A 14,967-nucleotide genomic window follows, 5' to 3' on the forward strand; every position below is an offset into this window, starting at 1 on the left:
CAGCTAACGTGATTAAAGCCGATTACTACGAAGTGTTAAGTGTGACGCGAACAGCCTCCGACCAGGAGCTGAAGACCGCGTACCGCAAGCTTGCGATGCAGTACCATCCGGATCGCAACCCCGGTAACGACGAAGCCGAAGAGAAATTCAAAGAGTGCAGCGAGGCCTACCAGGTACTCAGTGATCCGCAGAAGCGTGCGGCTTACGACCGCTATGGGCATGCCGGTGTAAGCGGCGCTGGCGCGTCGAATGGCGGCGATCCCTTTGCCGGAATGGGCGATATCGGGGATATCTTCGGCGATTTCTTTGGCGAGATGTTCAATATGGGGGGCAACTCCGGCCGTCGTCAATCGCGCGCCCAGCGCGGACGCGATCTCCGCATCGACCATGTAATCGAGTTTGAGGATGCGGTCTTCGGCAAAGAAGTGCAGGTCACCATTCGCCGTATGGAAGCATGCGACACTTGTCACGGTTCCGGCACCGGCAGTGGACGCGGACCCTCTACCTGCGCCCAGTGCCAGGGACGTGGGCAAGTCCGCTTCCAGCAGGGATTCTTTTCGATCGCACGCACATGCGTAGCCTGCAGTGGAACGGGCAGCGTCATCTCCGATCCGTGCTCAACCTGCCGTGGCGAAGGTCGCATTGAAAAACAACATACCCTGCAGGTAAAGATTCCTGCGGGCGTAGAAGACGGTACGCGCATTCGCTACCAGGGTGAGGGCGATGCCGGACGCAACAGCGGGCCATCCGGCGATCTCTATATTGTCCTTTCGGTCAAGCCGCACGCGTTTTTCGAACGTGATGGCAACGATCTGCATTGCGTAATCCCGATCTCTTTCTCGCAGGCGGCACTGGGTGATGAAATTACCATTCCGACGCTTGAAGATGACACGAAGCTGAAGATTGCCGAGGGCACGCAGAGCGGCAAGGAGTTTCGCCTGCGTGGCAAAGGCGTTCCGTATCTGAATGAGCATGGACGCGGCGACCTGATAGTGCATGTTGCTGTGCAGACGCCGAAGAAGCTGAGCAAGGTTCAGAAAGAGTTGCTGCGGCAGCTGGGTGAATCGCTCACCGTCGAGAACACTCCAACTTCGCGCAGCCTGTTTTCCAAAGTAAAGGAAATATTTAATTAGCAGGCCACGATTCACAGAAGTCCGGGCACAGGCGTAAAGCTTGTGCCCTTTTATTTCGTCTGGATACCGTCGGTTATCGCGGGAACAGCAAACGACAAAATGCAACTGATGCAGATGAATCGGGATTTGCTATTCCATCAACGCGGCAACTACGGCGGCGGCTGTAATTGCCGCCGTCTCCGCCCGCAGAATACGCGGACCAAGGCTCACGGACCGCCAGCCCTCCACACCGAAGAGAGCTTCTTCTTCGGCAGTCCATCCCCCTTCAGGACCAATGGCGAGGCGAATCGCCGGCATATTTTCGCCAGCATCCCTTATTGCTTCTTCGACTGCATGCCGCAGCGTAGTCGATCTTTCCTGTTCCGCCAAAAGAAGACGCTTAGCATCGCTGTTTTGACGCGCTGCCGTTTTTAACGGAAGCACATCTTCGATCGTTGGAATATCAGAGCGGCGCGACTGCTTCGCCGCTTCGCGGGCGATACGCCGCCATCGCTCCACGCGATTTGCCGCCGATTGCGCAAGATGCTTTTCGCTGCGCCGCGCGATAACCGGAACAATACGCTCCACGCCAAGCTCGGTGGCCTTTTCAATTGCCCACTCCAGGCGATCGAATTTGAAAATCGAAAGCAGCAGGGTAATCGGCAGCGCCGGATCGGCCTCAACTTCTGCCATGAGGTTGAAACGAACTGCATCGCCGGAGATGCCCGCGATCACCCCATGCCAAACCCGATCGCCGGCGACGATGTCATACTCCATTCCGGCCTGCGCGCGCAGCACGCGAATGAGGTGCGAAGCCTGCTCGCCAGTAAGCGATGCAGTGCTCTGGTCCCAGCTATCGGCGATCCAGCGACGGCGTGTCATTGATTTTTATTCTCGCAGAAACACGAAGGGGAACGCTTGTCGCGTCCCCCTTCTGTGTTGCCTTGTTGCGAGGTTACTTCTTCTTTGCTGCCTTCTTGGTCGCCTTCTTCGTTGCCTTCTTGGCTGCCTTTTTGGTTGCCATGGTTTCTATTCTCCCTATTCGTGTACTGCAACAACAAATGCTGCAGTTAGCAAAGGTATAGATTTCCCTAAATAGAGTGTCAAGAAAAAAATGACAAACTTTGTAACTTCGTGTCCCGTTCAGAATCGGGGGCGTGACCGAAGTGTTCGGCGGAACTCAGAGAACCTTCGCGTGTTTGAGAATCATAAGCGCGATACCGGAAAAAACATCATGCCACGCGTGCGCCATCATTCCTGTTCGCAGACTGCCGCGTCGCATTGCGAGCAGACAGAAGAGCGCTCCGTAAATTGTGATGGCAATCATTCCGCTTGCGCCTTCATAGCCATGCGCGATGCCAAAAATCAGCGAAGAAAAAAATACTCCAAGATAAATTTGCTGCCCTGCGCTCGCGAACTGTTGCAGCAAATAGCCACGAAATACAAGCTCTTCGCAGATACCGGCAGAAATGCTGAGCACGCACCACAACATAAGCTGCAGCATATTTTGTGGCGCGAGTTGTACGATCGTTTTCTCTGGCGTAGAGAGATGCGCGATCCGAAAAAGAATTCCGAGCGCAGCCAGCATGATGGAAGCCGCCAGCCAGAACGCAGTAGCGAGGACGAAATCCTCTCGCCACTCCCGCAGCGATGGACGGCGCACACCAAGAAGCTGGTGTAGGGGAACCCGGCGCACGCGGATGCCCCACAGCACCAGAAGTGCAAGCAGCCACTCCCACCCGAGCGTGGCCAGGTATTGCCCAACGTGATGCTGGCTGAGCGCTCGATGAGTCGGGCGAAGACTTCCGAGCAGCGAAAATCCGAGAAGTAGCGCCACCAGCAGCAAGGTATGCCACCACGGTGCAATCGTTTGATACTCCTTGCGTTCTGTCTCGTTTGTTTGCTGCATCGGATCTCCCCGCATTGATTCTTGCATCGTCGGCCTGCTATCTTCATCCGTTTACGTCTAACCTGAAAGTGGAGTTTCTGTGATGGAAGAAATTGTGATCGTCTCCGGAGTGCGCACGCCCGTTGGTAAATTTCAAGGCTCGCTGTCCGATCTTTCCGCAACGCAGCTGGGCGCGATTGCAGTACGCGAAGCAGTGCGCCGCGCAAACCTCGACCCCTCACTAGTGGATGAATGCATCATGGGCAATGTCGTCTCCGCGGGTCTCGGCCAGAACCCGGCACGCCAGGCCGCACTGCATGGAGGTCTTTCATCCTCTGTCGGCGCAATGACGATCAACAAGGTCTGCGGCTCTGGCCTGAAAGCTGTCGCGCTTGCAGCGCAGGCGATCCAGACATGGAATTCGGAAATCGTCGTTGCCGGCGGCATGGAGTCCATGACGAACGCGCCATATCTTCTTCCAAGTGCACGCAGCGGCTTCCGCATGGGAAATGCCACGGCTGTCGATTCCATGGTGAACGATGGTTTGTGGGATTCGTTTAACAACTATCACATGGGTCAGACGGCAGAGAACGTAGCCGAGAAATATAAAATCACGCGCGAAGAGCAGGATGAATACGCGCTTGACTCGCATCGCAAGGCAGCTGAAGCGTGGCGCGAGTGCCGCTTCAAATCGCAAGTGGTGCCGGTGGAGATTCCGGCAAAGAAAAAAGGACAGGCGCTGACAATCTTCGAACGCGATGAGTCGATCCGCGAGGACGCGAGCATCGAATCATTACGTGGGCTGAAGCCGGCCTTCAAAAAAGATGGTTCCGTAACCGCGGGAAATGCCCCTGGGGTGAACGACGCGGCAGCGGCGCTGGTGGTGATGTCCGCGGCCAAAGCAGAATCGCTGAGACTGGATCCGATGGTGCGCATCTGCGCGCAGGCGACCAGCGGCGTCGATCCCGCGTGGGTGATGATGGCTCCCGTAACCGGCGTACAGAAGGTGCTTGCCAAAGCCGGATGGACCGCCGATAGCGTCGACCTCTTTGAGCTGAACGAAGCGTTTGCTGTGCAGGCGATCGCTGTAACCCGCGAGCTCGGAATTCCTTTTGAGAAAGTGAACGTGAATGGCGGTGCGGTTGCTATCGGCCATCCCATCGGCGCCAGCGGCGCGCGCGTGCTGGTCACATTGATTTACGAAATGATCCGCCGCGACGTCCATCGTGGAGTTGCAGCCCTTTGCCTCGGCGGCGGCAACTCCGTAGCTATGGCGGTCGAGCGTTGAAATCATTGGAAACCGCAGAGCGCTTCACCGGACGCGTAGAAAGCTACCGGCAATATCGTCCGCGCTATCCCGCTGCGGTCGTGGATTTGCTGCAGGCTGAGTGTGGCCTTAACTCTGATTCGCAAATCGCGGATGTCGCTGCAGGCACCGGGCTGCTCACCGGAAAGTTTCTCGAGCGTGGCTTTTCCACCACAGCTATAGAACCGAATGCCGAAATGCGCCAAGTATGCGGTCAGCTGGCGACACAATTTTCGCAATTGCGCTGTCTGCCCGGCTCGGCGGAAGAAACAGGGTTGCCGCAACATTCAATTGATCTGATCACCGTTGCACAGGCGATGCACTGGTTCGATTTTTCACGCGCGCGGAGTGAGTTCGTCAGAATCCTCCGGCCACGCGGTTGGTGCGCCGTGGTCTACAACGAGCGCCAGATGAGTGGCGACGCCTTTCACGATAGATATGAAAAACTGCTGCGTGATTTCGGCGTTGACTACGCAAAGGTGCAGCGGCAACATCTGACTTGGGAGAGAATTGCAGCATTCTTCGCCCCATCTCCAATGAAGCGCGCTGTCTTCTCAAATGCTCAATCACTCACGCTAGAGGCGCTCCAAGGCCGCATTCTTTCTTCGTCCTACATGCCGAAAGCAGATCATCCGCGTCACCGAGAGATGCTTGCTGCCATCGCCGATCTTTTCGATGAGCATCAACAAGATAGCCGCGTGCAGCTCAAGTACGACTGCACGGTTTCGTATGCCCGGCTTTCGTAAGACGTCTCAACACTCAATAACATTCAGCGCCAGGCCCGCCAGCGAAGTCTCTTTGTAGCGGGACTGCATGTCCAGCCCGGTCTGGTACATCGTCTCAATCACCTGATCGAGCGAAACCTTGTGGCTCTCTAATTCATTCTGCGCAATGCGGCAGGCGTGCACGGCTTTCACTGCGCCCATGGCGTTGCGCTCAATGCAGGGAATCTGCACAAGGCCACCAATCGGATCGCACGTCATACCCAGATTGTGTTCCATGCCGATCTCAGCGGCATGCTCAATCTGCCCGTTGGTTCCTTTCATCGCAGCCATCAGTCCACCGGCAGCCATCGAGCAGGCAACACCGACTTCGCCCTGGCATCCAACTTCCGCTCCACTAATCGAAGCATTCTCTTTGTAGAGGCCGCCAATTGCCGCCGACGTTAGGAAGTAACGCAGAATTCCGTCTTCATCAGCCCCCGGCACGAAGTCGAGATAGTAACGCGCCACGGCCGGCACGACACCCGCAGCCCCATTGGTAGGAGCTGTAACCACGCGCCCTCCCGCTGCATTTTCCTCGTTCACCGCCATCGCATATACGGTTACCCAGTCCAATGGAGCAAGCGGATCGGCGGAGCCTTTCTCGCGCAGCTGCGCAGTGAGGCGTGGTGCGCGCCGACGCACATTCAACCCGCCGGGAAGAATGCCTTCCGTCCTCATGCCGCGATCGATGCAGCCTTGCATCACGTTCCAGATAGAGAGGATGCCGGAACGCACTTCGTCGCGTGAACGTAGAGCCGATTCGTTCTCCAGCATCAGATCCCAAATCGACAAATGATTTTCTGAAGCCATTTGCAACAAATCAGCCGCGTTTTGAAAGGGATAAGGAAGCGGCGCTGTCGTCATCACAGAAGCACCCGACGATCCCTCAGTATCCGAAACGATGAAGCCGCCGCCGATAGAGAAAAAGACATCGCTCGATAGCAGCGCGCCAGTCGCATCGAATGCGGAGAAACGCATCCCATTCGGATGCCTCGTCACTGCGCCTTCGGGATACATCCTGTCCCGATAAAAAAGCAGATCAGCTTCTTCGTGGAAGGGGATCGTCTTTTGGCCGGCAAGCGAAATGCTCTGGCTGCTCCGTATCTGTTGCAGCTTCCACTCAATGCTTTCAGGATCGATCGTCGACGGCTCTTCGCCGGCAAGACCGAGAAGCACTGCTCGGTCTGTTCCGTGACCGAGGCCGGTCAATGCAAGCGAGCCATACAACTCTGCCTGCAAGCGTTTTGTGCGATCCAGCAAATGCTTTTCTATAAGAGAAAGAACAAAGCGGCGCGCGGCGCGCATTGGTCCCATCGTGTGCGAGCTGGATGGGCCAATGCCAATCTTGAACAGATCAAAAAGACTTGTCTTCACCGATTAGTATTCTAATGCCGCAAGAGTGGCTTCGTTTTTTGGCCACGGCAACAGATGAAGCAGCAGGCACGGATGGGACGCTTAACGATCTTGAGAATTCTGTTCCTGTCAGGTTCCCAAAGTTTCTTCGGCAGGGGAGTATTCATTCGCTTCTTCACTTTCACACGAAATCGCGATGCTATACTCCAGCTACTTATCCGATAATTCTTATGCTTTTTAAGGCTCTTAGTGCTGCTGTATACGGCATCGATGCCAACATCATCGACGTCGAGGTGGATTTCTCCGGAATCAAAACAACCGAAGATCACTTCCACACCGTGGGTCTTCCCGACGCCGCCGTGCGCGAAAGCCGCGATCGGGTACGCGCGGCCATCAAAAACTCCGGCTTCGATGTGCCGCCTACGCACATCACCATCAATCTCGCCCCGGCTGACATTAAGAAAGAAGGCTCAGGCTTCGATTTGCCCATGGCCATCGGTATTCTCGGAGCCTACGGCGCTTTGCAACTGCGCGATCTAAGCCAGTTCCTGCTCGTCGGCGAGCTCGGGCTCGACGGCGGCCTGCGCGCCGTCTCGGGAATGCTGCCCGTTGCCGTTGCCGCGCGCGAGCAAGGAATTCGCAATCTCATCATCCCTAAAGCCAATGCGCGTGAAGCGGCTGTCGTGGAAGGTGTCAACGTTTATCCCGTCGAGTCATTGAATCAGGTGCGCGAGCTTCTGAATGCAGCGGGCAATGGTGGCATTCTTACCGAACCCTTTCGGATGCAGACAGCCGAGATGCTCGGCTGTCTGCAGCACTTCCATGTGGACTTCGCGGATGTGCGCGGCCAGCAGACAGCCAAGCGGGCACTCGAAGTCGCCGCAGCCGGCGGTCACAACATTCTAATGATCGGGCCTCCTGGCTCAGGTAAGACGATGCTCGCCAAGCGGCTGCCGTCCATCCTTGCGCCGCTGAGCTTTGAAGAAGCGCTGGAGACGACCAAGATTCATTCAGTCGCCGGAGTGCTCGATGCCGATGCGGGTCTGGTAACTCAGCGTCCCTTCCGTTCTCCTCACCACACCATTTCGGATGCAGGCTTGATCGGCGGGGGAGCCATCCCGCGCCCTGGAGAGGTTTCGCTCGCACACAACGGCGTATTGTTTCTCGATGAGCTGCCGGAATTTCCGCGCAATGTATTGGAAGTGATGCGTCAGCCACTCGAAGATCGCAATGTGGTTATCGCAAGGGCTTCTATGTCGCTGACTTTTCCTTCGGCTTTCATGCTGGCTGCCGCCATGAATCCCTGCCCCTGTGGATACTTCAACGACAAATCCCGCGAATGTTCCTGTACCCCGCCCATGATCCAGCGCTACGTTTCCAAAGTCTCCGGCCCATTGCTCGACCGCATCGACATCCATATAGAAGTTCCTGCCGTTCAATACCGCGAACTTCGCGCCGGAGCAGCCAGCGAAAGCTCGGCGGCCATTCGCAGCCGAGTCCTGGCAGCCCGCGAAAGGCAGCGCGAACGCTTTACCCAGGCTGCGGAAAAGATTTACTCCAACGCGCAAATGAGTACCCGTCAGATTCGCGCCTTCTGTGAGCTCGGTCCAGACGCAGAGCGTCTCCTCGAACGCGCGATGCAACAGCAGGGACTTACCGCCCGTGCCCACGACCGAATATTAAAGGTAGCGCGGACGATCGCCGACCTCGAAGGCGCTCCGTCCATTACCGTCCCGCACATCGCCGAAGCGATCCAATATCGGACCTTGGACCGCAGCTACTGGAGCTGACGGGTGCTGGCCTCAAAAAGCAATCTATGTTACTCTTGTTCCAGACACTTAGGAAGTGTAACGAATAGAAATTAGCAATAGGAGTAACGCACAAACCGTGCTGGCACCCGCAAAAAAAATCGACATTATCTCGCGCTTTCGCACTCATGACTCCGACACTGGCAGCCCTGAAGTGCAGATCGCGATCCTGAGCGAGCGCATCGGCGAGCTGACCGAGCACTTCAAGACCCATGCGAAGGACCATGCTTCGCGCCGTGGCCTCTTGATGCTGGTAAGCAAGCGCCGCCGCCTCCTTGACTACCTCAAGACGAACGATTCTGACCGCTACCGCGACGTCATCGGGAAACTGGGCATCCGCAAGTAGCAGCAAGCTCAAGCGACCTTTGTCTCCTACGCGCACGCGACGAGAACTTCGTAAAGGATTGGAAAGCGTCAGCCGGGTCTACGGCTGGCGTGTATCCATGTTCCCGGCTATTTCTGCCCCTTGCGAAGCCTATATACCAGTCGTGTATCTTCCCGCCGCCCGCGCGCACTCCCGTCGTAGCTCCTACGCACATCAAGAAACGAGGAATATATGAAGCATGAAGTTGCAGTCGAGCTTGCCGGTGGCAAGCGGCTCACTTTTGAAACTGGCCGCATGGCCAAGCAGGCTTCTGGTGCAGCCCTGGTCACGCAAGGTGACAGTGTGGTGCTCGCAACTGCAGTAGCCTCCCCCGATCCAAAAGAGGGAATCGATTTCTTCCCCCTCACCGTCGATTACCGCGAGTACGCCTACGCAGGCGGCCGCATCCCCGGCGGATTCATCAAGCGCGAAGGCCGTCCCAGCGAACGTGAAGTCCTCACCAGCCGCCAGATCGACCGCCCCATCCGTCCGCTCTTCCCCGAAGGCTTCCGCAACGAGACCCAGGTCATCGCCCTGGTCTTTTCTGCCGACAAGGAAAACGATCCCGACATCATCGGCATCAACGCCGCTGCCGCAGCGCTGGCGCTCTCCGATATTCCCTTCAACGCCACCGTCGGCGCCGTCCGCGTCGGTCAGGTCAACGGCGAGTTCATCATTAACCCGTCCTACACCGAACGCCGCGAGAGCAAGATCAACATCACCGTCGTCGGCACCAAAGACGGCATTGTGATGGTCGAAAGCGGAGCCGCCGGAGTCACGGAAGACGTCGTCGTCGATGCCATTGAGTTCGGCCACACCGAGATCAAGAAGATCATTATCGCGATTGAAGAGCTTGTCTCCAAGGCCGGTAAACCCAAGCGCTCCGTCACACCTCCCGAGTTCGATCAGGCATATTACGACGCGCTGGTTTCCAAAGTCGGTGATCGCCTCAAGGACGCGCTCGACACCAAGACCCATGCCAAGACCGAGAGCTACGCGCTCGTCAAGCAGATCAAGGACGAGCTGGCCGCCGAGCTGAAGACACTGCCTGAGGCAGAGCAGCCCGCAGCCAAGAAGAAGCTGGCCGGCTACTACGAAACTCTGCGTGAGCGCATCTTCCGCGAGCAGGTCACCAAGGAACGCATCCGTCCCGATCGCCGCGCCTTCGACCAGATTCGCCCCATCACCATTGAAACCGGCGTACTGCCCCGCACCCACGGCTCATCGCTCTTTACTCGCGGTGAGACGCAGGCCCTTGTGACCGCGACCCTTGGCACCAACGACGATTCGCAGCGCCTTGAAACCTTCGAAGGCGAGCAGCGCAAGCGCTTCATGCTGCACTACAACTTCCCGCCGTTTTCGGTGGGAGAAACAGGCCGCATGACCGGCGTCGGTCGCCGCGAAATCGGACACGGCGCACTGGCCGAGCGCGCCATCAGCGCGGTTCTGCCCAGCGAGGAAGAATCGCCGTACGCGATCCGCATTGTCTCCGACATTCTTGAGTCGAACGGCTCATCCTCGATGGCCACAGTCTGCGGCGCCAGCCTCGCGCTGATGGATGCAGGCATTCCGCTCAAGGCATCCGTGGCCGGTATCGCCATGGGTCTCGTGAAGGAAGGCGACGACTACGCCATCCTCACCGACATCGCCGGAGCCGAAGACCACTACGGCGACATGGACTTCAAGGTAGCCGGAACCCGCGCAGGCATCACCGCCCTGCAGATGGACATCAAGATCGGCGGCATCACCGGCCAGATCATGCGCGAAGCCATGGAGCAGGCCCGTCGCGGCCGTCTCTTCCTGCTCGACACGATGGACGCAGCCCTCGCCGGCCCGCGCACTGAGAAGTCGAAGTTCGCGCCGCAGATTCACACCCTGCAAATTCCTACCGACAAGATCCGCGACCTCATCGGACCCGGTGGCAAGACCATCCGCGGTATCATCGAAGCCACGCAGGTCAAGATCGATGTGGACGACACAGGCCGCGTGAACGTGGCTTCATCGGACGAAGAGGGCTTGAAGAAGGCCCTGGCGATGATCAGCGATCTGACTGCTGTGCCCGAAGTTGGGAAGACTTACCTCGGCAAAGTTGTTCGTCTCGCCGAGTTCGGCGCATTCGTTGAAATCTTCCCCGGTACCGACGGTCTGCTGCATATCAGCGAGATTGCCGAGCACCGCGTGAAGGACGTCAAGGACGAGCTGCGCGAAGGCGATCAGGTTCTGGTCAAGGTCCTCGGCATTGAAGGCAACCGCGTCAAGCTTTCGCGCAAGGCCCTCTTAAAAGAGCAGCGCGCGAAGCTTGGCCTCACTGAGCAGCCCGGTCAGGTCAGCGATGTCGCCGCTGCAACCGAGCCGCAAGGCGATCATCAGTCTCAGCAGAACGAGCGTCAGCCAGCCTCTAACGCCAGCACCATCACCATCGAAGGCGGAGAGGACTTCGATGATGAGGAAGGCGATGGAGACGGTGAAGAGGTAAACTTCAACCGCGCCGATGGCGCGCCAGCCAACGCAGGCGGCGGCGAGCGTCGTCCGGGCGGTGGATCTGGCGGATCAGGTGGTCCTGGCGGAGCCCGTCGTCGTCGTGGTCGCGGCCGTGGTCGCGGACCAGGAACGGGTGGCGGCCGTGGTCCCGGCAGTGGAAGCCGCGGACCACAGTAACTTTAACAGTAAGTCAATAAGATAAGGGGCTGTGCTTTTGGCACAGCCCCTTTGTTTTTCCAACAATCTTTACGCCGTCTGTCAGAAGACGATCTTGCCGCTCAACTGCAACTCACGCGCATAGTTTGCCGTGCTACTGACTATCCCGAAGGTCTGAGGGTTATTAAGATCGCCTCCGGGCGCACTGAAAACCGTATGGTTGAGTGCATTAAAGGCTTCTGCACGGAATTCAAATTGCACCTGCTCCCAAATGGGGAACTTACGAATGACGGATGGGGTAAGGTCCCAATAGGGCTGTGACCGAAGGGAATTGCGGCCCGCATTTCCAAAAGTAAACGGGGCTGGGGATTGATACGCGGCCGTATTAAACCACTGCGCTGCAGAGCGATTGGATAAATGCGGGTCGCCTACGCGGTTCAGGTAAACAAAATCGTTTCCGATGTTCGCAATGTCTGAACTGATAGTTGGCGAGAACGTCTGTCCTGAACGTCCTGTAAGCAACGCGTTGATCTGCCAATTACCGAGAATGTAATCGACGATACCACTCCCTGTTGAGAATCTTTTGCCCTTTCCAATCGGTACTTCATACAGAGAATTGATGGAAAGTACATGCGTTAAATCAAATCCTGATGCAGAGCGCGACCCGGCAGGATTATAAGGATTCTGCGGTAAGGAGCCCTCTACGCCAAACCAGCCATCGTCTTCCGTCATTGCTTTGGAGTAGGTGTATGACACTCCGTAAGAGAAGCCATTGGTATATCGTCTATCAAATTCAACCTGCAGGGCATTGTAATCAGCGAAGCCGACGCTCCGGTCGTAGAAGGTTGGAATGATGTACGGGTAAGGGGCACGCGCCTGGTAATCACCGGGGCCCGGTGTAAGGGCTGTATTGTAATACCCGCCTACGTTCGTCCTATGGGACCCTGAGCCGACGTAATTGATAGTCAAAGCCGTTGAAGAGTTCAGTTGACGCTGCACCCCGAGGTTCCACTGCTCAGAGTATGGATTCTTGATATGAGGATCATAGAACCACGTGTTGTTGGTAAACGGTGTTGCAGGCGGAAAGAGACCACTGCCGCTTGCAACTAGAGGGTCTTGTGCCTGTACGGTAGGTGTTGGTGTTGCCGAAGTTGGCTCGTTCAGGTGAGTCTGAATTTGTTGTCCAATATCGGGCCATGCGCCTTCAATATTTTGTGCCATCTGAGTGACGGCAGCCCAGTTATCAAACACGATGCCATAGGCGCCACGAACGACGGTTTTATCATCAACAGCATAAGCGAAACCGAAGCGTGGGCCAATGTTAGTGCCGACATTGTGAGCGATTTTGCCCCGTGGATCCACAACTACGTGATCCGGTAAAGTGCCGTCACCAGGGATACACGGCGCGTGCCCGCGAACACTGCATGGCGGTGGAAGCTTTTGCACGACATAGGTTCCATTCGAGAAATCCATGTCGCCTGTTTCAATACCGCCCTGTTCACCGATCGTCGCATCGGTTCCATAAGGCGGAATGAAGGTGTAGTCATAGCGCAATCCGAAATTAAGAGACAATTTCGGCGTCGCTTTCCAAGAGTCCTGAGCGAAGACGCTCAGCAATCCACCTGGGCGGGTAGTCTCGTCTACATTTCGGCGGTTGGCTCCATGAGGGACATTCAGGAGAAAAGAAGACACTGCATCACCGGTTCCTCCTACTTCAGGGTTGGCAGTGCTTGTGGCGTCGAAAGTCAATCCTATTTGAGAAAGCGGGCTGACAAAATTGTTTGTCGTATATCCTCCGCCGAATTTCAGCTCATGGGTTCCGACAATTTTTGTGATGGTTCCACGAAACTCGTGTGAATCCGTCGCTTTAGGCGTATCTGAGATACTTTCGCCACCGTTCGACAGGCCGCTGATACCGGTGCTGGGGATCAAAGAGCCGCCATTAGCACCTGCAAATCCACTGGCAAAGTCATTACTGAAACCGACTTGGCTGTAGATATCCGATGTCGATGATGTAAAACGTGTCGCGCTGTTGTCCAAAACTGTGATGCGCGCATATTGGGCCTGCAAAATCAGGCTTGGACTAAAAACATGGACATAGCTGCCGCCCCAGTTGCGGGCTTGGATCGGATGTATGTTGTGTAAAGATGGAAGGCCGCCTGAAGTCGTAACTTCGCTATTGATGAAGCTATAGCGAAACCATGCGGAGTCTTTCGCGCCAAAATTCTGATCGACGCGAACGTCAAATTCGTTTTGATCCTGAATCAACGGCGTGGTGTCCAGTGCATTCGCCGTGCCATTGTTGAAGAATGGGCCGGCCTGAGGATAGACATACTGCGCGTAGGCAACCATGCGCGGATCGATCATGCCGGAGGGAATCTGATTGCCTGGGAAGGGATCGCGAATGTAGCTGCCTGGGTTGGCTGGATCTGGCCTTGTGCTGAAGGGATTATAGATCTGGGGAGCGCCGCTTTCGTCGCCTGCAAGTTGTGCAGCTGTCGGCACTAACAGATTCGAATCCTGTACCTTCGAATACCGGAAGCCCTGATACGCGCCAAAAAAGAATGTCTTATTCTTGCCGTTGTAGAGCTTGGGGATCAAAACGGGACCACCAAAAGAGGCGCCGAATTGATTCTCGTGATACGCGGGCTTTGGCTGATCAGAAGGAAGAAAGTAATTGCGAGCATCGAAGACGGTATTGCGCACATATTCCCATGCCCCGCCGTGAAAGTCGTTTGTGCCACTCTTGGTAACTACATTAACCACACCGCCTAGAACAGACCCAAACTCGGGGCTGTCAGTATGGGAGACGACCTTAAATTCCTGAACAGCATCGACGATAGGTGGAACGGCGTAGGTGCTTTCGATAGTGCCGTAGTTATTGAGTCCATCTGTCAGGTACATGTTGCTGCGATTGGTCTGCCCATTGACGGCGGGAAAACTGTAATCCGCGCCGATTGTCACAGGGGCGCCAAAGCCTCCGCTATTCTGCATGCCGGCGGCCTGCCCGGTCATGATAGGCGCGACGCCAGGAGTGAGCTGGAGAAGTTGAGTAAAGTTGCGGCCATTCAGCGGAATTTCATTCACTTGTTTAGTAGAGATTACGGCGCCCAAATCCGCTCCGCGTAAGTCAAGCTGCTGCGTGCCAGCTTCGACCGTAACCACCTGAGTCTGCGTTCCGACGCTGAGAGTGAAATTCATCGTGGCTGTCTGGCCTACCGTCAGGATGAATTCAGGAATTTGCTGCGAGCCAAATCCAGAAGAACTGGCTTTCAGAGTGTATTGACCGGGAGGAATATTTAGAAAAACATATTCACCAGAACCGTTCGAGACAGAAGTACGTTCCACCGAAGTGTCCACGCTATGAAGCGTTATAGTTGAGTTCCCGATCACGGCGCCGCTCGAATCGCGCACATTTCCGCTCAAAGATGCGGTAGAAAGCTGCGCAAAAACGGTGGTGCTTAAGCAAAATAAACCGGTCAAAAATCCTGCATTTACCAGGATTTTGAGAAAACGCTGTACGTCCGCAGAACCTCGCATAAATTTCTCCGCAAAAGTCAAGCAAGCTGGTGATTTTCAACTTCCTTACGTCCGTTCCCATTTGCCGGATCAATTTGATCCTTGTACTCAACCAAAAGAATGACTGTCAAGCGTTTATTTTTATAAGTAGAATCAAGATTTCATAACCTAAATCTGATTTTCTCGCCTAAGTGAAGATTTATCGTATGGATCGAT

General features: G+C 55.9%; 10 protein-coding genes. 6 read left to right on the forward strand and 4 right to left on the reverse strand.

Going from position 1 to position 14,967, the window contains the following annotated elements:
• The first annotated feature begins 8 nt into the window (after nucleotides 1-8).
• The gene (gene dnaJ / locus GSQ86_RS11085; RefSeq protein ID WP_216841124.1) at nucleotides 9-1,133 is read left to right on the forward strand and encodes a molecular chaperone DnaJ; all 1,125 of its coding nucleotides are present in this window, start codon (nucleotides 9-11) and stop codon (nucleotides 1,131-1,133) included.
• Nucleotides 1,134-1,262: 129 nt separating this feature from the next.
• Here dnaJ and GSQ86_RS11090 read toward each other — a convergent pair whose 3' ends face one another.
• On the reverse strand, nucleotides 1,263-1,994 hold the full coding sequence (locus tag GSQ86_RS11090) for a 16S rRNA (uracil(1498)-N(3))-methyltransferase (RefSeq protein WP_158749999.1): 732 nt from the start codon (nucleotides 1,992-1,994) through the stop codon (nucleotides 1,263-1,265).
• A gap of 298 nt (nucleotides 1,995-2,292) precedes the next feature.
• Nucleotides 2,293-3,021 (reverse strand): CPBP family intramembrane glutamic endopeptidase, encoded by a 729-nt coding sequence (locus GSQ86_RS11095; RefSeq protein WP_158750000.1) that lies wholly within the window; start codon nucleotides 3,019-3,021, stop codon nucleotides 2,293-2,295.
• 82 nt (nucleotides 3,022-3,103) lie between these two features.
• Between GSQ86_RS11095 and GSQ86_RS11100 the strand changes: the two genes are divergently transcribed.
• On the forward strand, nucleotides 3,104-4,288 hold the full coding sequence (locus GSQ86_RS11100) for an acetyl-CoA C-acetyltransferase (protein ID WP_158750133.1): 1,185 nt from the start codon (nucleotides 3,104-3,106) through the stop codon (nucleotides 4,286-4,288).
• Complete coding sequence (locus tag GSQ86_RS11105; protein WP_158750001.1) at nucleotides 4,285-5,052, forward strand: class I SAM-dependent methyltransferase; 768 nt, start codon at nucleotides 4,285-4,287, stop codon at nucleotides 5,050-5,052. Before GSQ86_RS11100 ends, GSQ86_RS11105 begins: the two co-directional genes overlap by 4 nt.
• A gap of 6 nt (nucleotides 5,053-5,058) precedes the next feature.
• On the opposite strand, the gene GSQ86_RS11110 is transcribed toward GSQ86_RS11105, so the two are convergent.
• The gene (locus GSQ86_RS11110) at nucleotides 5,059-6,444 is read right to left on the reverse strand and encodes an L-serine ammonia-lyase (RefSeq protein ID WP_158750002.1); all 1,386 of its coding nucleotides are present in this window, start codon (nucleotides 6,442-6,444) and stop codon (nucleotides 5,059-5,061) included.
• 209 nt (nucleotides 6,445-6,653) lie between these two features.
• Between GSQ86_RS11110 and GSQ86_RS11115 the strand changes: the two genes are divergently transcribed.
• From GSQ86_RS11115 to pnp, 3 genes are all read left to right on the forward strand, one after another.
• Complete coding sequence (locus GSQ86_RS11115) at nucleotides 6,654-8,213, forward strand: YifB family Mg chelatase-like AAA ATPase (protein WP_158750003.1); 1,560 nt, start codon at nucleotides 6,654-6,656, stop codon at nucleotides 8,211-8,213.
• 97 nt (nucleotides 8,214-8,310) lie between these two features.
• On the forward strand, nucleotides 8,311-8,577 hold the full coding sequence (gene rpsO / locus GSQ86_RS11120; RefSeq protein ID WP_158750004.1) for a 30S ribosomal protein S15: 267 nt from the start codon (nucleotides 8,311-8,313) through the stop codon (nucleotides 8,575-8,577).
• Nucleotides 8,578-8,787: 210 nt separating this feature from the next.
• Complete coding sequence (gene pnp, locus GSQ86_RS11125) at nucleotides 8,788-11,253, forward strand: polyribonucleotide nucleotidyltransferase (protein ID WP_158750005.1); 2,466 nt, start codon at nucleotides 8,788-8,790, stop codon at nucleotides 11,251-11,253.
• 81 nt (nucleotides 11,254-11,334) lie between these two features.
• On the opposite strand, the gene GSQ86_RS11130 is transcribed toward pnp, so the two are convergent.
• Complete coding sequence (locus GSQ86_RS11130) at nucleotides 11,335-14,772, reverse strand: TonB-dependent receptor (RefSeq protein ID WP_158750006.1); 3,438 nt, start codon at nucleotides 14,770-14,772, stop codon at nucleotides 11,335-11,337.
• Between the last annotated feature and the right edge of the window lie 195 nt (nucleotides 14,773-14,967).

The sequence above is a fragment of the Acidobacterium sp. S8 genome (assembly GCF_009765985.1).
GTDB lineage: Bacteria > Acidobacteriota > Terriglobia > Terriglobales > Acidobacteriaceae > Alloacidobacterium.